This is a genomic window from Mycobacterium sp. HM-7, assembly GCF_053852335.1.
The window spans coordinates 1,498,479-1,514,164 of the sequence record NZ_CM132657.1; the positions used below are offsets into that span (position 1 = coordinate 1,498,479).

Annotated in this window: 7 protein-coding genes; 3 read left to right on the forward strand and 4 right to left on the reverse strand. The window is 69.0% G+C overall.

The window, feature by feature from the left end; genetic code table 11:
- Nucleotides 1-216 precede the first annotated feature (216 nt).
- On the forward strand, nucleotides 217-9,447 hold the full coding sequence (locus ACWW1C_RS07265) for a fatty acid synthase subunit beta domain-containing protein (RefSeq protein WP_455982808.1): 9,231 nt from the start codon (nucleotides 217-219) through the stop codon (nucleotides 9,445-9,447).
- Nucleotides 9,448-9,490: 43 nt separating this feature from the next.
- The gene (gene acpS / locus ACWW1C_RS07270) at nucleotides 9,491-9,883 is read left to right on the forward strand and encodes a holo-ACP synthase AcpS (protein ID WP_020102278.1); all 393 of its coding nucleotides are present in this window, start codon (nucleotides 9,491-9,493) and stop codon (nucleotides 9,881-9,883) included.
- Between the two features lie 68 nt (nucleotides 9,884-9,951).
- Here acpS and ACWW1C_RS07275 read toward each other — a convergent pair whose 3' ends face one another.
- Complete coding sequence (locus tag ACWW1C_RS07275; protein ID WP_455982809.1) at nucleotides 9,952-10,590, reverse strand: LysE family translocator; 639 nt, start codon at nucleotides 10,588-10,590, stop codon at nucleotides 9,952-9,954.
- Between the two features lie 48 nt (nucleotides 10,591-10,638).
- On the opposite strand from ACWW1C_RS07275, the gene ACWW1C_RS07280 reads away from it, so the two are divergent.
- Nucleotides 10,639-11,982, forward strand: a complete 1,344-nt coding sequence (locus tag ACWW1C_RS07280) for a M20/M25/M40 family metallo-hydrolase (protein WP_455982810.1) — start codon at nucleotides 10,639-10,641, stop codon at nucleotides 11,980-11,982.
- Nucleotide 11,983: 1 nt separating this feature from the next.
- Here the strand turns inward: ACWW1C_RS07280 and ACWW1C_RS07285 are convergent, their stop codons facing one another.
- Genes ACWW1C_RS07285 through ACWW1C_RS07295 form a run of 3 tightly spaced genes read right to left on the reverse strand, consistent with a single transcriptional unit; the run spans nucleotide 11,984 to nucleotide 15,671 of the window.
- Nucleotides 11,984-13,252: an amidohydrolase family protein gene (locus ACWW1C_RS07285; protein WP_455982811.1), complete on the reverse strand. Its 1,269-nt coding sequence runs from the start codon at nucleotides 13,250-13,252 to the stop codon at nucleotides 11,984-11,986.
- A 15-nt stretch (nucleotides 13,253-13,267) separates the two neighbouring features.
- Nucleotides 13,268-14,068 (reverse strand): class II aldolase/adducin family protein, encoded by an 801-nt coding sequence (locus ACWW1C_RS07290; protein ID WP_455982812.1) that lies wholly within the window; start codon nucleotides 14,066-14,068, stop codon nucleotides 13,268-13,270.
- Nucleotides 14,055-15,671, reverse strand: a complete 1,617-nt coding sequence (locus tag ACWW1C_RS07295) for a class I adenylate-forming enzyme family protein (protein ID WP_455982813.1) — start codon at nucleotides 15,669-15,671, stop codon at nucleotides 14,055-14,057. Before ACWW1C_RS07295 ends, ACWW1C_RS07290 begins: the two co-directional genes overlap by 14 nt.
- Nucleotides 15,672-15,686: the final 15 nt, after the last annotated feature.

The window sequence follows — 15,686 nt, forward strand, 5'->3', positions numbered from 1 at the left end:
CCGTAGAACTCGCTGGTAACCATTTCCGGCCGAAAAACGCCGCGAATCTTATGACACTCTTAGTGCAGTCGGCCCGGCTCTCCGGCGCCCGAAAACTCGGGTGCCAGACGTAGCACGGGCCTCACGTGATCCGACGTCGCATCGCGTTGCCCCAGGGCCGACTACCAAGACCAAGCAGCACCTTGACGGTTCGCGCGGCAACGAGGGAGAGACGAAGTGACGATCAACGAGCACCGCAACGTAACCAGTAGCAACACCGAGGCCGTGGCGGCGAGTGCCCACGCGCTGGTGGACCTGCTCAACGCCGGGGAGCCGTATGCCGTCGCGTTCGGTGGCCAGGGCGCCTCCTGGCTGGAGAACCTCGAAGAACTCGTCAGCTCGGCCGGCATCGAATCCGAGCTCAGCGAGATCGTCGGCGAAGCGGCCCTGCTGCTGGAGCCCGTCGCGCGCGAGCTCGTCGTCGTGCGCCCCATCGGCTTCGAGCCCATGCAGTGGGTGCGTGCCCTCGCCGCTGACGAGCCGCTGCCGTCGGCCAAGCAGCTGACCACCGCCGCCATCTCCGGCCCGGGCATCCTGCTGGCCCAGATGGCCGCCATCCGTGCCGTGCAGCGTCAGGGCCTGGACCTGGCCGGCACCCCGCCGGTCGCCGTCGCCGGACACTCGCAGGGCATCATCGCCGCCGAGGCTCTCAAGGCCAACGGCACCCGCGACGCCGAGCTCCTCGCCCTCCTCCAGCTCATCGGTGCCGCCGGTTCCCTCGTGTCGCGCCGTCGCGGCATGGTCGGCCGCGGCGACAAGTCGCCGATGGTGTCGGTCACCAACGTCGACCCCGAGCGCATCGCCGAACTGCTCGAAGACTTCTCCCAGGACGTGCGCACCGTGCTGCCGCCGGTCCTGTCGATCCGCAACGGCCGTCGCAGCGTCGTCATCACCGGCACCCCGGAGCAGCTGGCCCGCTTCGAGCTGTACTGCAGCAAGATCACCGAGAAGGACGAGGCCGAGCGCAAGAACAAGCTGCGCGGCGGCGCCGTCTTCAGCCCGGTCTTCCAGGGCGTGCAGGTCGAGGTCGGCTTCCACACCCCGCGCCTTGCCGACGGCATCGAGGTCGTCGACCGCTGGGCCGCCAAGTGCGGTATCGACACCGAGCTGGCCCACGCGATGACCGAGGCCATCTTCGTCAAGCCCATCGACTGGGTCGCCGAAGTCGAGCGCATGCACGACGCCGGTGCCCGCTGGATCATCGATCTCGGACCGAGCGACACCGTCACCCGCCTCACCTCGCCGATCATCCGTGGCCTCGGCATCGGCATCGTGCCCGCCGCCACCCGCGCCGGCCAGCGCTCGCTGTTCACCGTCGGTGCCGCCCCGGTCGTGCAGCCCGCGTGGTCCAGCTTCGCGCCGACCGCCGTCGAGCTGCCCAACGGCGACGTGAAGCTGTCCACCAAATTCACCCGCCTGACCGGCCGTTCGCCGATCCTGCTCGCCGGTATGACCCCGACGACCGTCGACGCCAAGATCGTCGCCGCGGCCGCCAACGCCGGCCACTGGGCCGAGCTGGCCGGTGGCGGCCAGGTCACCGAGGAGATCTTCGAAGGCCGCGTCGCCGAGCTGACCGAGCTGCTCGAGCCGGGCCGCGCCATCCAGTTCAACTCGCTGTTCCTGGACCCGTACCTGTGGAAGCTGCAGCTGGGCGGCAAGCGCATCGTGCAGAAGGCCCGGCAGTCGGGCGCCCCGATCGACGGCGTCGTCGTCACCGCCGGCATCCCCGAGCTCGAAGAAGCCGTCGCGCTCATCGAGGAACTGCACGAAATCGGCATCACCAACGTGGTGTTCAAGCCGGGCACCGTGGACCAGATCAAGTCGGTCATCAAGATCGCCGAAGAGGTCCCGGACCGGGAGATCATCGTCCACGTCGAGGGCGGCCGCGCCGGTGGCCACCACTCGTGGGAGGACCTCGACGACCTGCTCGTCAGCACCTACTCCGACCTGCGTAAGCAGTCCAACCTGACCATCTGCGTCGGTGGTGGCATCGGCACGCCCGAGCGCGCCGCCGAGTACCTGTCCGGCCGCTGGGCCGAGACCTACGGCTTCCCGCTGATGCCGGTCGACGGCATCCTCGTCGGCACCGCCGCCATGGCCACCCTCGAGGCCACCACCTCGCCTCAGGTCAAGCAGCTCCTGGTCGACACCACGGGCACCGATCAGTGGGTCGGCGCCGGTAAGGCCCAGGGCGGCATGGCATCCGGGCGCAGCCAGCTGGGTGCGGACATCCACGAGATCGACAACACCGCGTCGCGTTGCGGCCGCCTGCTCGACGAGGTCGCCGGCGACGCCGACGCGGTCGCCGAGCGCCGCGACGAGATCATCGCCGCGATGGCCAACACCGCCAAGCCGTACTTCGGTGACGTCGCGGACATGACCTACCAGCAGTGGCTGCAGCGCTACGTCGAGCTCGCGATCGGCGACGGCAGCAGCACCGCCGACACCAAGCGCGACCACTCGCAGTGGCTCGACATCACCTGGCGCGACCGCTTCGAGGAGATGCTGCAGCGCGCCGAGGCCCGCCTGAACCCGGCCGACGCCGGCCGCATCGACACCCTCTTCCCGGCCACCGCGGAAGGTGAAGCGCTGCTCGAGGATCCGCAGCGCGCCATCGCCGAGCTGCTCGCCCGGTACCCCGAGGCCGAGACCCTGCGCCTGCACCCGGCGGACATCCCGTTCTTCATCACCCTGTGCAAGACGCTGGGCAAGCCCGTCAACTTCGTCCCGGTCATCGACAAGGACGTGCGCCGCTGGTGGCGCAGCGACTCGCTGTGGCAGGCCCACGACGCCCGCTACGACGCCGACCAGGTCTGCGTCATCCCCGGCACCGCTGCCGTCGCCGGCATCACCCGTGTCGACGAGCCCGTCGGCGAGCTGCTGGACCGCTTCGAGCAGGCGGCCATCGACGACGTCCTGGCCGCCGGCGTCAAGCCCGTTCCGGTCGTGTCCCGCCGCCAGGCCCGCGCCGACATCACCGGCCCGCTGGCCGTCGTCCTGGACTCGCCCGACGTGCTGTGGGCCGGCCGCACCGCGATCAACCCGGTGCACCGCATCGGCGCGCCCAGCGAGTGGCAGGTCAACGAAAACCGTTCGGCCACACACCCTTCCACCGGCTCCCGGCTGGAGCTCGATGGTGACGGCGTGGTCCTGAACGTGCCGCTGTCCGACATCTGGATCGCGATCCGCTTCACCCTGCCGACCGCCACCGTCAACGGTGGTATGCCCGTCGTCACCACCGACGACGCCTCGGCCGCCATGCGCGCCGTGCTCGCCATCGCCGCCGGCGCCGACGGTGTCGACGCCCTGCCGACCGTGACCGACAACGTCGCGACCGTCACCGCCGACTGGGACCCCGAAGAGGTCGCCGACCACACCGGCGTCACCGCCACCTTCGGCGCCCCGCTGGCGCCGGGCCTGACCCTGGTGCCCGACGCGCTGGTCGGCCGCTGCTGGCCGGCGGTGTTCTCGGTCATCGGCGCCGCCGTCACCGACGACGGCATCCCGGTCGTCGAAGGTCTGCTGAGCCTGGTCCACCTGGACCACGCCGCGCACCTGCTGGCCCCGATGCCGGCCGAGCGGGCCGAATTGACCGTCACCGCAACGGCTTCCGCCGCGTACGACACCGAGGTCGGCCGCGTGGTCCCGGTCTCCGTCAGCATCACCGATGCGGACGGCACCGAACTGGCCCGCCTCGAAGAGCGCTTCGCCATCCGTGGCCGCAGTGGTGCCGCCGAGCTGACGGACCCGGCCCGCGCCGGCGGTGCGATCACCGACAACGCCACCGAGACCCCGCGTCGTCGTCGCCGCGACGTCACCGTCACCGCGCCGGTCGACATGAGCGCCTTCGCCGTGGTGTCGGGCGACCACAACCCGATCCACACCGACCGGGCCGCCGCGCTGCTGGCCGGCCTGAAATCGCCCATCGTGCACGGCATGTGGCTGTCGGCCGCCGCCCAGCACGTGGTCACCGCCACCGACGGCCGCGCCACCCCGCCGGCCCGTCTGGTCGGCTGGACCTCGCGCTTCCTCGGCATGGTCATGCCGGGCGACGAGATCGACTTCCGCGTCGACCGCGTCGGCATCGACCGCGGCGCCGAGATCATCGAGGTCACCGCGAAGGTCGGCGGCGAACTCGTGATGGCCGCTTCGGCCCAATTGGCCGCTCCCAAAACGGTTTACGCCTTCCCGGGCCAGGGCATCCAGCACAAGGGCATGGGCATGGAGGTCCGTGCCCGCTCCAAGGCCGCCCGCAAGGTCTGGGACAAGGCCGATACGTTCACCCGCGACGTCCTGGGCTTCTCCGTGCTGCACCTGGTGCGGGACAACCCGACCAGCATCATCGCCAGCGGTGTGCACTACCACCACCCGGACGGCGTGCTGTTCCTGACGCAGTTCACCCAGGTGGCCATGGCCACCGTCGCGGCCGCCCAGGTGGCCGAGATGCGTGAGCAGGGTGCCTTCGTCGAGGGCGCCATCGCCTGCGGCCACTCCGTCGGTGAGTACACCGCCCTCGCTTGCGTGTCCGGTGTGTACGAGCTGGAGGCGCTGCTGGAGGTGGTGTTCCACCGCGGCAGCAAGATGCACGACATCGTCCCGCGTGACGCCAAGGGCCGGTCCGACTACCGGCTGGCGGCCATCCGGCCGTCGCAGATCGATCTCGAGGACGACGAGGTCACCGACTTCGTCGCACGGATCGCCGAGGAGACCGGCGAATTCCTGCAGATCGTGAACTTCAACCTGCGTGGTTCGCAGTACGCGATCGCCGGTACCGTCCGCGGCCTCGATGCCCTGGAGGCAGAGATCGAGCGTCGCCGCGAAATCACCGGTGGCAAGCGGTCGTTCATCCTGGTGCCCGGCATCGACGTGCCGTTCCACTCCGAGGTGCTGCGGGTCGGTGTCAACGACTTCCGCCGTGCGCTCGACCGCGTCATGCCGCACGGGCAGGACCCGGCGATCCTCGTCGGTAAGTACATCCCGAACCTGGTGCCGCGGCCGTTCACCCTGGACAAGGACTTCCTCCAGGAGATCCGCGACCTGGTGCCGGCCGAGCCGCTCGACGAGATCCTCGCCGACTACGACACCTGGCGCCGGGACAACCCGTCCGAGCTGATGCGCAAGACCGTCATCGAGCTGCTGGCCTGGCAGTTCGCCAGCCCGGTGCGCTGGATCGAGACCCAGGACCTGCTGTTCATCGAGGAAGCCGCCGGCGGCCTCGGTGTCGAGCGGTTCGTCGAGGTCGGCGTCAAGACCATGCCGACGGTTGCCGGCCTGGCCACCAACACGCTGAAGCTCCCGGAGTACTCGCACAACACCACCGAGATCCTCAACGTCGAGCGCGACGCTGCGGTGCTGTTCGCCACCGACACCGACCCGGAGCCCGAGGACGACGCGCCCGCCGCCCCCGCTGCCGTCGCGGACGCTCCGGCGGAAGCTGTTGCGGCAGCACCGGTTCCGGCCGCCGCGCCCGCAGCTCCGGCAGGTGGACCACGCCCGGACGACATCACCTACGACGCCGCCGACGCCACCATGGCGCTCATCGCGCTGTCGGCGAAGATGCGCATCGACCAGATCGAGCCGCTGGATTCCATCGAGTCGATCACCGACGGTGCGTCGTCGCGACGCAACCAGCTGCTCGTCGACCTGGGTTCGGAGCTGAACCTGGGCGCCATCGACGGTGCCGCGGAAGCGGACCTGGCCGGCCTGAAGGGACAGGTCACCAAGCTGGCCCGGACCTACAAGCCGTTCGGTCCCGTCCTCTCCGACGCGATCAACGACCAGCTGCGCACGGTGCTCGGCCCCTCGGGCAAGCGTCCGGCATACATCACCGAGCGCGTCAGCAAGGCCTGGGAATTGGGCCCCGGCTGGGCCAAGCACGTCACCGCCGAGGTTGCGCTGGGCACCCGTGAGGGCAGCAGCGTCCGTGGCGGCGACATGGGTGGTCTGCACACCGGCGCACTCTCCGACGCGGCCGCCGTCGACAAGGTCATCGACGCCGCCGTCGTCGCGGTCGGCGCCCGTAAGGGCATCGCCGTCGCGCTGCCGTCCGCCGGCGGTGCCGGTGGCGGTGTGGTCGACTCGGCCGCGCTGAACGAGTTCGCCGAGAAGGTCACCGGCCCCAACGGTGTGCTCGCCGGGGCCGCTCGCCTGATCCTGGGTGAGCTGGGTCTGCAGGCGCCGGTGTCCGTGCCGGACGCCACCGACTCCGAGCTGATCGACCTCGTGACCGCCGAATTGGGTTCGGACTGGCCGCGGTTGGTGGCTCCGTCGTTCGACGGCCGCAAGGCTGTGCTGTTCGACGACCGCTGGGCCAGCGCCCGTGAGGACCTGGCACGCATCTGGCTGCTCGACGAGGACGACGTCAACACCGACTGGGCCAAGCTTTCCGAGGGCTTCGAAGGTGCCGGACACGTCGTGGCCACGCAGGCCAGCTGGTGGCAGGGCAAGGCGCTCGCCGCCGGCCGCACCCTCCACGCCGCGCTGTACGGCCGCGCCGCTGCCGGTGCGGAGAACCCGGAGAAGGGTCGCTACGCCAACGAGGTCGCGGTTGTCACGGGTGCCTCCAAGGGCTCGATCGCCTCGGCCGTGGTGGGCCAGCTGCTCGCCGGTGGCGCGTCGGTCATCGCAACCACGTCCAAGCTGGACGACTCCCGGCTGGCGTTCTACCGGACGCTGTACCGCGACAACGCCCGCTTCGGCGCCCAGCTGTGGGTCGTGCCCGCAAACATGGCCTCCTACAGCGACATTGACGCGCTCGTCGAGTGGGTCGGTACCGAGCAGGTCGAGAACCTGGGCCCCAAGGCCATCCACCTCAAGGACGCGCAGACCCCGACGCTGCTGTTCCCGTTCGCCGCGCCGCGCGTGGCCGGGGACCTGTCGGAGGCCGGCGCCCGTGCCGAGATGGAGATGAAGGTTCTGCTGTGGGCCGTGCAGCGGCTCATCGGTGGGCTCTCGCACATTGGTTCCGACCGCGACATCGCCTCGCGTCTGCACGTCGTGCTGCCCGGTTCGCCGAACCGCGGCATGTTCGGTGGCGACGGAGCCTACGGCGAGTCGAAGGCTGCGCTCGACGCGGTCGTCGCCCGCTGGAAGGCGGAAACCTCGTGGTCGCAACGGGTTTCGCTGGCGCACGCCCTGATCGGCTGGACCAAGGGCACGGGCCTGATGGGCCACAACGACGCCATCGTGGGTGCTGTCGAAGAGGCCGGTGTCATCACGTACACCACCGAAGAGATGGCTTCCATGCTGCTGAACCTGTGCAGCATCGACGCCAAGGTGTCGGCCTCGCGTGAGCCCATCCAGGTTGACCTGACCGGTGGCCTCGGCGACATCGAGCTCGACATGGCCGAGCTGGCCGCCAAGGCTCGCGAGGAGATGGTGGCCGAGGCCGCTGCCGGCGAAGATGAGGCGGAAGACGCCGCACTCACCATCTCGGCGCTGCCGTCGCCGCCGCGCGGCTACCAGGCCGCGCCGGCTCCCGAGTGGGCCGACCTGGACATCGACCCGGCCGACATGGTCGTGCTGGTCTCCGGCGCCGAACTCGGCCCGTACGGCTCGTCGCGCACCCGGTTCGAGATGGAGGTCTCCGGCGAGTTGTCGGCCGCGGGCGTCCTGGAGCTGGCCTGGACCACCGGTCTGGTCAAGTGGGAAGACGACCCGAAGCCGGGTTGGTACGACACCACCACCGGTGATCTGGTCGACGAGTCCGAGTTGGTCGAGCGCTACCACGAGACCGTGCTCGAGCGCGTCGGCATCCGCGAGTGGGTGGACGACGGCGCGATCGACCCCGATCACGCTGCGCCGCTGCTGGTTTCGGTGTTCCTCGACAAGGACTTCTCCTTCGTCGTGTCTGCCGAGGCCGATGCCCGCGCCTTCGTCGACTTCGATCCGGAGCACACGGTCATCGCGCCGGTGCCGGACAGCAGCGACTGGCAGGTCACCCGCAAGGCCGGTACCGAGATTCGCGTGCCCCGCAAGGTCAAGCTGTCGCGGACCGTCGGCGCCCAGGTGCCGACCGGCTTCGACCCGCAGGTCTACGGCGTCACGCCGGACATGACCAGCTCGATCGATCGCCTGGCGCTGTGGAATCTGGTCACCACCGTGGACGCGTTCCTGTCGGCCGGCTTCACGCCGGAAGAGCTGATGCGCTGGGTGCACCCGAGCCTCGTGGCCTCCACGCAGGGCACCGGTATGGGCGGCATGACCTCGATGCAGACCATGTACCACGGCAACCTGCTGGGCCGGAACAAGCCGAACGACATCCTGCAGGAAGTCCTGCCGAACGTCTTCGCCGGTCACGTCGTGCAGTCCTACATCGGTAGCTACGGCGCGATGATCCACCCGGTCGGCGCGTGCGCCACCGCCGCGGTGTCGGTCGAAGAAGGCGTCGACAAGATCCGTTTGGGCAAGGCCGAATTCGTGGTCGCCGGCGGTTACGACGACCTGACGCTGGAAGCCATCATCGGCTTCGGCGACATGTCGGCCACCGCCGAGACCGCGATGATGCGGGCCCGTGGCATCAGCGACTCGAAGTTCTCGCGCGCCAACGACCGTCGTCGCCTCGGCTTCGTCGAAGGCCAGGGCGGTGGCACCGTCCTGCTGGCCCGTGGTGACCTCGCGGTGAAGATGGGCCTGCCCATCCAGGCCGTCGTCGCCTACGTGTCGTCGTTCGGTGACGGTGTGCACACCTCGATCCCGGCCCCCGGCCTGGGTGCCCTCGGTGCCGGCCGCGGTGGACGTCAGTCGCAGCTGGTGCGCGACCTGGCCAAGCTGGGCGTCACCCCGGACGACATCGCGGTGATCTCCAAGCACGACACCTCGACGCTGGCCAACGACCCCAACGAGACCGAGCTGCACGAGCGGCTCGCCGCCTCGATGGGCCGGTCCCCGGGCAACCCGCTGTTCATCGTCAGCCAGAAGAGCCTGACCGGGCACAGCAAGGGTGGCGCCGCGGCGTTCCAGATGCTGGGCCTGTGCCAGGTCCTGCGCGACGGCGTCATCCCGCCGAACCGCAGCCTGGACTGCGTCGACGACGAGCTGTCCAACGCCCAGCACTTCGTGTGGGTGCGGGAAGCGCTGAAGTTCGGCGACCGGCTGCCGCTCAAGGCCGGTCTGGTCACCAGCCTCGGCTTCGGTCACGTGTCGGGCCTGATCGCTCTGGTGCACCCGCAGGCACTGGTCGCGGCCCTCGATCCGGCGGAGCGCGAGGACTACCTGCGCCGTGCCGGTGAGCGGGTGCTGGCCGGTCAGCACCGGTTGGCTTCGGCCATCGCCGGTGGGCGTGCGCTGTACGAGAAGCCGGCCGACCGCCGCTTCAGCAACGATGCGCCCGAGAAGCGTCAGGAAGCCGACATGCTGCTCGACGCCGACGCGCGCCTGGGTGAGGACGGTTGGTACGCCCGCTCGTGAGGCCTTCTGAGGTCTCGGGATTGGGTCCGCTAGGTTGTTGCCCATGAGCATCCTGGGTGTGGGCATCGACCTGGTCTCGATTCCCGATTTCGCCGAGCAGGTCGACCAGCCGGGCACCGTCTTCGCGGAGACGTTCACCCCAGGTGAACGCCGTGACGCCGCCGACAAGAGTTCGTCGGCGGCACGGCACCTGGCGGCCCGCTGGGCGGCCAAAGAGGCTGTGATCAAGGCGTGGTCGGGCTCGCGCTTCTCGAAGCGTCCGGTGCTGCCCGAGGGCATCCACCGCGACATCGAGGTCGTCACCGACATGTGGGGCCGGCCCAAGGTGCGGCTGTCCGGCGAGATCGCCGAGCACCTCAAGGGCGTGGCCATCCACGTGTCGCTGACCCACGAAGGCGATACCGCGGCCGCGGTGGCGGTGCTCGAGCAGGACTAGTTTCTTTCAGATGTAGATGCCCCCGACACCTCGGTGTCGGGGGCATCTACATCTGTCCGCCCTGCTTCTCAGTCTTTGCGGCCGGTGACGGCGAGGCTGACGCCCAGGCCGACCATGGCCAGGCCGCCCGCACCACCGATGGCGGCGAAGCGGCGCGGGGACTGCGCGAACCAGTCCCGGGCCAGCCCGGCCGCCAGCGCCCACACGCTGTCAGAGATCACCGCGATGGCCAGGAACACGACACCCAGCACGAGCATCTGTGCCGCCACATTTCCCGCGCTGGCGTCGACCACCTGCGGCAGTGCCGCGACGAAGAACACGATGGTCTTGGGGTTGGTCATGCCGACGACGAAACCGTCGGCCAGCACGCGGGTCGGCCGCTTCGCCGACGCGCCGCCGGTGAGTACCTCGCCGAGTCCGTGTCGATGCCGGAAGGCTTGGATGCCAAGGTAAATCAGGTAGGCCGCGCCGACGAATTTGATGACGCCGAACGCCAGCGACGAGGCCAAGATGAGGGCACCGGCACCCAGGGCCACCGCCAGGATCTGGACGTAGGCGCCCATCGCGTTACCGGCCACGGTCAACAACGCCTGGCGGCGGCCGACGGTCAGTGCGCGACCCACGGTGAACAGCACACTCGGCCCGGGGATCACGATGACCAGCAACGAGATCAACCCGAACGCCAACAGATGACCCATCGACGGCATGCGGTGACGATACGCCGGGTCACGAGGCAGCGCACTACGCTCGACGTCATGACTGATCTCGTCGCCCGCGTCCGTGAGGTGCTGCCGTCAGTGCGAGCCGACCTGGAGGAGCTGGTCCGCATCCAGTCGGTGTGGGCCGACCCGGCCCGCCACGCCGAGGTACACCGCAGCGCAGCGCTGACCGCAAAGCTGTTGTCCGAAGCCGGTTTCGGTGAGGTACACATCGTCCAGGAGGGCGGTGCCCCGGCGGTGATCGCGCGCCATCCCGCGCCCGAAGGCGCCCCCACCGTGCTGCTGTACGCGCACCACGATGTGCAGCCCGAGGGCGACGTCACGCAATGGGACTCGGCGCCGTTCGAACCGACCGAGCGGGACGGCCGGCTCTACGGCCGCGGCAGCGCAGACGACAAGGCCGGTATCGCCGTGCACCTGGCCGCGATGCGCGCGCACGGCGGCAACCCGCCCGTCGGCGTGACGGTATTCGTTGAGGGCGAAGAGGAATCGGGCTCCCCGTCGCTCGGGGCGTTGTTGAGCGCGCACAGGGACCTGCTGGCCGCCGACGTCATCGTTATCGCCGATTCCGACAACTGGAGCACCGAGATTCCGGCGCTGACGGTGTCATTGCGGGGCCTGGCCGACTGCGTCGTCGAGGTGGCGACGCTGGACCACGGCCTGCACTCGGGGCTGTGGGGCGGCGTGGTGCCCGACGCGCTGAGTGCCCTGGTGCGGCTGCTGGCGACGCTGCACGACGACGACGGCAATGTCGCGGTCGCCGGCTTGTACGAAGGCACCGCAGCCGATGTCGACCGGGGGCCCGACTGGGTGGCCAGCGAGACCGGGATGCTCGACGGCGTGCAGCAGATCGGTTCGGGCTCTGTGGTGCAACGGCTTTGGGCCAAGCCGGCGATCACCGTTATCGGCATCGACACCACGTCGATCGCCAAGGCGTCGAACACGCTGATCCCTTCGACGCGGGCGAAGATCAGCATGCGGGTCGCTCCGGGCGGGGACGCGCTGGCCCATTTGGCGGCCTTGACCCGTCACCTTCAGAGCCACGCGCCCTGGGGCGCGCGCGTCACCGTCACGCCCGGAGACGTCGGGCAGCCGTACGCCATCGACGCCGGCGGCCCGGTGTACGACGCGGCGCGGTCGGCGTTCGCGCAGGCGTGGGGTGTCGAGCCAGTGGACATGGGGATGGGCGGGTCGATCCCGTTCATCGCCGAGTTCGCCGAAACCTTCCCCGAGGCAACGATTCTGGTAACCGGTGTCGAGGACCCCGGCACACAGGCGCACAGCATCAACGAGAGCCTGCACCTCGGCGTGCTGGAGAAGGCAGCGATCTCCGAGGCGCTGCTCTTGGGTGCGCTTGCACGCTCGACATCCAGCGGCTGACTCAGAATGACTCGGGATCGCGGTGAACCGACTCCGGTACCGGATGCTGGTACAGCCGAGAGGCGTTCTCCCAGGTGATCTTTCGGATCGCGTCGGCGGGTAGGCTGCCGATCTCCTCGTGGATGGTCGCCTGGGTGTGCGGCCATGTCGAATCGCAGTGCGGGTAGTCGGCCTCGAGCATGATGTTGTCGACACCGATGCGGTCCCGCTGCACGAACGACGACTGGTCTTCGACCGCGCAGAACCAGAAGTTGCGAGTGAAAACCTCGGCCGGAGTGAGTTTTTCGCCCAGCCGCTCCCAGGTGCCGTACATCGAGTGGTAGCTGAGCATGTGATCGAGCCGGTCCAGCAGGCCGGCGACCCAGCCGATGCCGCCCTCTGACAGGCAGATCTTGAGGTCCGGGAACCGGCTGGGCAGACCGGAGTACAGCCAGTCCACCGCTGCTGAGATGGCATAGGCGAAGAACAGCACGCCCTGCACGTCCGGTGGCGCGTCCGGCGTCGTGGAGGGGGAGGAGCCCGACGACCCGATGTGCAGGTTCACGACTGTGCCGGTCTCGGCGCAGGCCGCCATCATCGGATCCCAGTAGCCCGAATGGATGGTCGGCAGCCCCAGCATCGCGGGGTTCTCGCTGAAAGTCATGGCGTGGAAACCACGTTCGGCGTTCTCGTAGATCATCTTGGCGCCCACTTCGGGGTCCAGCAGCCACGGCAGCTGGCAAGGGATGACCCGGTCCGGGTACGACCCGGCCCACACGTCGAAGTGCCAGTCGTTCCAGGCCCGTACCGAGGCCATCGCCAGGTCCCGGTCGGTGGTGACCTGCTGCAGCCGCTGGCCGGCGAACCCGGGCAGGAACGACGGGAAGTTCAGCGAGGCGTACACCCCGTTGAGGTCCATGTCCCGGACACGTTCGTGGATATCCCAAGCGCCCCGGCGCATCTCATCGAATCGGACCGGCTCGAAGCCGTACTCGGACACCGGCCGGCCGACCACGGCGTTGAACCCGACGTTCGGCAGTTCCTGGCCGTCGTACACCCAGGTCTGACCGCCGTTGTCGGTATCGACGACGCGCGGCGCCCGGTCGGCGAACTTGCTCGGCAGCCGTCCGGTGAAGGTGTCGGGCGGCTCGACGATGTGGTCGTCGACCGAGATCACGGTGTAGCGGCGTGGAGCGCGGGGCGGGTCGGGCAGCAGCGTGACGGTGCGGTCCGCACCCGTCTTGGCGACGGTGAAGTCCAGGTTGGTGGCCAGATCGTCGATGGATTCCATGTCGTACCAACGCCTTTACTGCAGAACGGACGGATCGGATTTGATGGTCATGCGCGCAGCGCCGGCCCAGTACACGTCGGCCGCGCGCTCGATCAGGGAGGCCTTCATGCCGGCCATGTCGGACCACTTCATCTCGGTCGGCTTCAGGCCCGTCAGGAGGACGTCGTAGGCCAGCTTGCAGACCCGCTCGATCGAGGCCGCCCGATACACCGCCTCCGCCAGGTTGCGGCCGGTCGCGATGACGCCGTGGTTGGCCAGGATGGTGAGGTTTGCATTTCCGATCCGACCAGCCAATTCGGCTGCGCGCGAGGGACTGTCGACTTCGCCGTCGTACTCGTCGACCAGGCAGAGGTCGTCCAGGAACAGCGACCCGGTCTGGTGTACCAGCTCCGGCAGCCGGCCCAGCGCGGCGAGCACGCACACGTAGTAGGGGTGGTTGTGGATCACGACGCGGGCGTCCGGGCGGGCACGGTGGAGCTCAGTGTGGATGTGGATGGCCGGGGTCACGTCCCAGCGGCCCCGCTGCACGCGGGCGTCCTCGTCGACGACGCAGATGTCGGAAGCAGTGACCTCCTGCCACCACAAGCCCCACGGGTTGACGTACATGTCGGTCTGGCCGTCCGGCTGCCAGGTGATGTGCCCGGCCAGGTTCTCGGCGAAGCCGATGCTCGCGAGGTGGCGGAAGGCGATGGCCATGGCCTGCTCGTCGGTCAGGTCGACACCGATCGGGGGTGTCACCGACGGCGCCCAGACTTCGAGGCCGCCGCGGCGGGGTGTCGTTCTGCTCCTCGCGTGCGCGTGCTCAGGTGCGGTCATGTCCGTCTCCCATTCGAGCTCGAATATCTTCGCGCAGTTGTCCTTTGGCGACCTTGCCGCCCGAGGATCGGGGCAGTTCGTCGACCACGATCAACCGCTCGGGCAGCAGCTCCTTCGAAACGTCCTGGGCCAGCAGGTGCGTACACAAATCCTCGAGGTTCAGCGTCGCAGACCCGATCAATTCGACGTATACACAGACCTTTTCGCCGAACACCGGATCAGGCATCGCCACCGCCGCGGCCAGTCCGACAGCCGGATGGGTGGTGACGACGTCCTCGACCTGGTTCGCGCTGATGTTCTTGCCGCCGCGCACGATGAAGTCGGACGTCCGGCCCGTCACCCGCAGGTAGCCGTCGGTGTCGATCTCGCAGATGTCGCCCATCCGCATCCAGCCGTCGGTGGTGAACAGCTTGTCGTGGTCGGTGCCACCCAGATAGCCGAGACTGGTCGCCGGGCCGCGGCAGGCGGGCTGGCCTCGGCCGATGTCGGTGACGTCGATGTCGCCGTCGAACAGGCGGACGGCCATGTCAGCGACGATCCGGCCACCGGTGCGCAGCCGGTGCTCCAGTGAATCGTGCACCGTGGTGCCGCTGAGCAGGCCCGTCTCGTTGGAGCCGTAGAACTGCAGAATCGTTGCGCCGGTCAGCTTTTCGAACTCGAAGGCGGGGCGGTAGGGCAGGGCCTCACCGCCGGTGAACACCACGCGCAGAGAGCTCAGGTCGTAGTCGCGCGCCACCGGGTCGGCCATGATCATGGTCAATTGGGTACTGACACAACACAACACGGTGACCTTGTGCCGTTCGATGGCGGCACAGGCCGCCGCGACAGTGAATCGGTCCAGCAGCACGCTGGTGGTGCCCAGGTGGATGGGGGTGATGTGGGTGGTCCACAGACCGAAGCCGAACGGGGTCGGGATGGCCGGCAGGAAGACGTCGTCGGAGGACAGCAGGCCGTTGGCGACCGCCTGCTGATGGAAGTAATACCAACGGTTCTGGGTGTGCACGACGCATTTGGGCAGCCCGGTGGTGCCGGACGTCGAGTTGATGAGGAAGACGTCGTCGGGGCCCAGCCGGGTCTCGGGGCTCAGGTCCGCCGGCTCGGTGCCCACGGCCAGTTCGTCCAGTGTCAGCAGCGGGCAACCGATGGCGGTAGCGACGGTTCGGGCCTGCGTCTCGCGCGGGGGATCGGTGACGAGCAGCCGTGGCTCCGCACCCTGCAGGATGGCCGTGACCTCGCGGGCCCCGGCGCGCGCACCGACACCGACAACCACCGCCCCGCAGCGCTCGATCGCGACGAACAGCACGTGGATCGCCGTGGTGTCGCCGTGCCACACGGCGATCCGATCCCCGGAGCGGACACCCGCGCCGGCCAGCTGGCCGGCCAAAGCGGTTGCCGCGGTGTCGAATTCACTCCAGGTCAGCGTCCGGTCCGGGTGATCCACATAGGCGACGCGATCGGGGGTGCGAGTGGCGTTGGCGCGTACGGCGTCGGAGATCGTGGTGTCGATCCACCAGCCATTGGCGTAGAAGCGCGCGACGTCCTCGGCGGTGAAGGCGGGCGAACTCGTGACCGCCGTTTCCGTCGTCATCGCCTCCAGTCGCATCTTCAAATCATATGA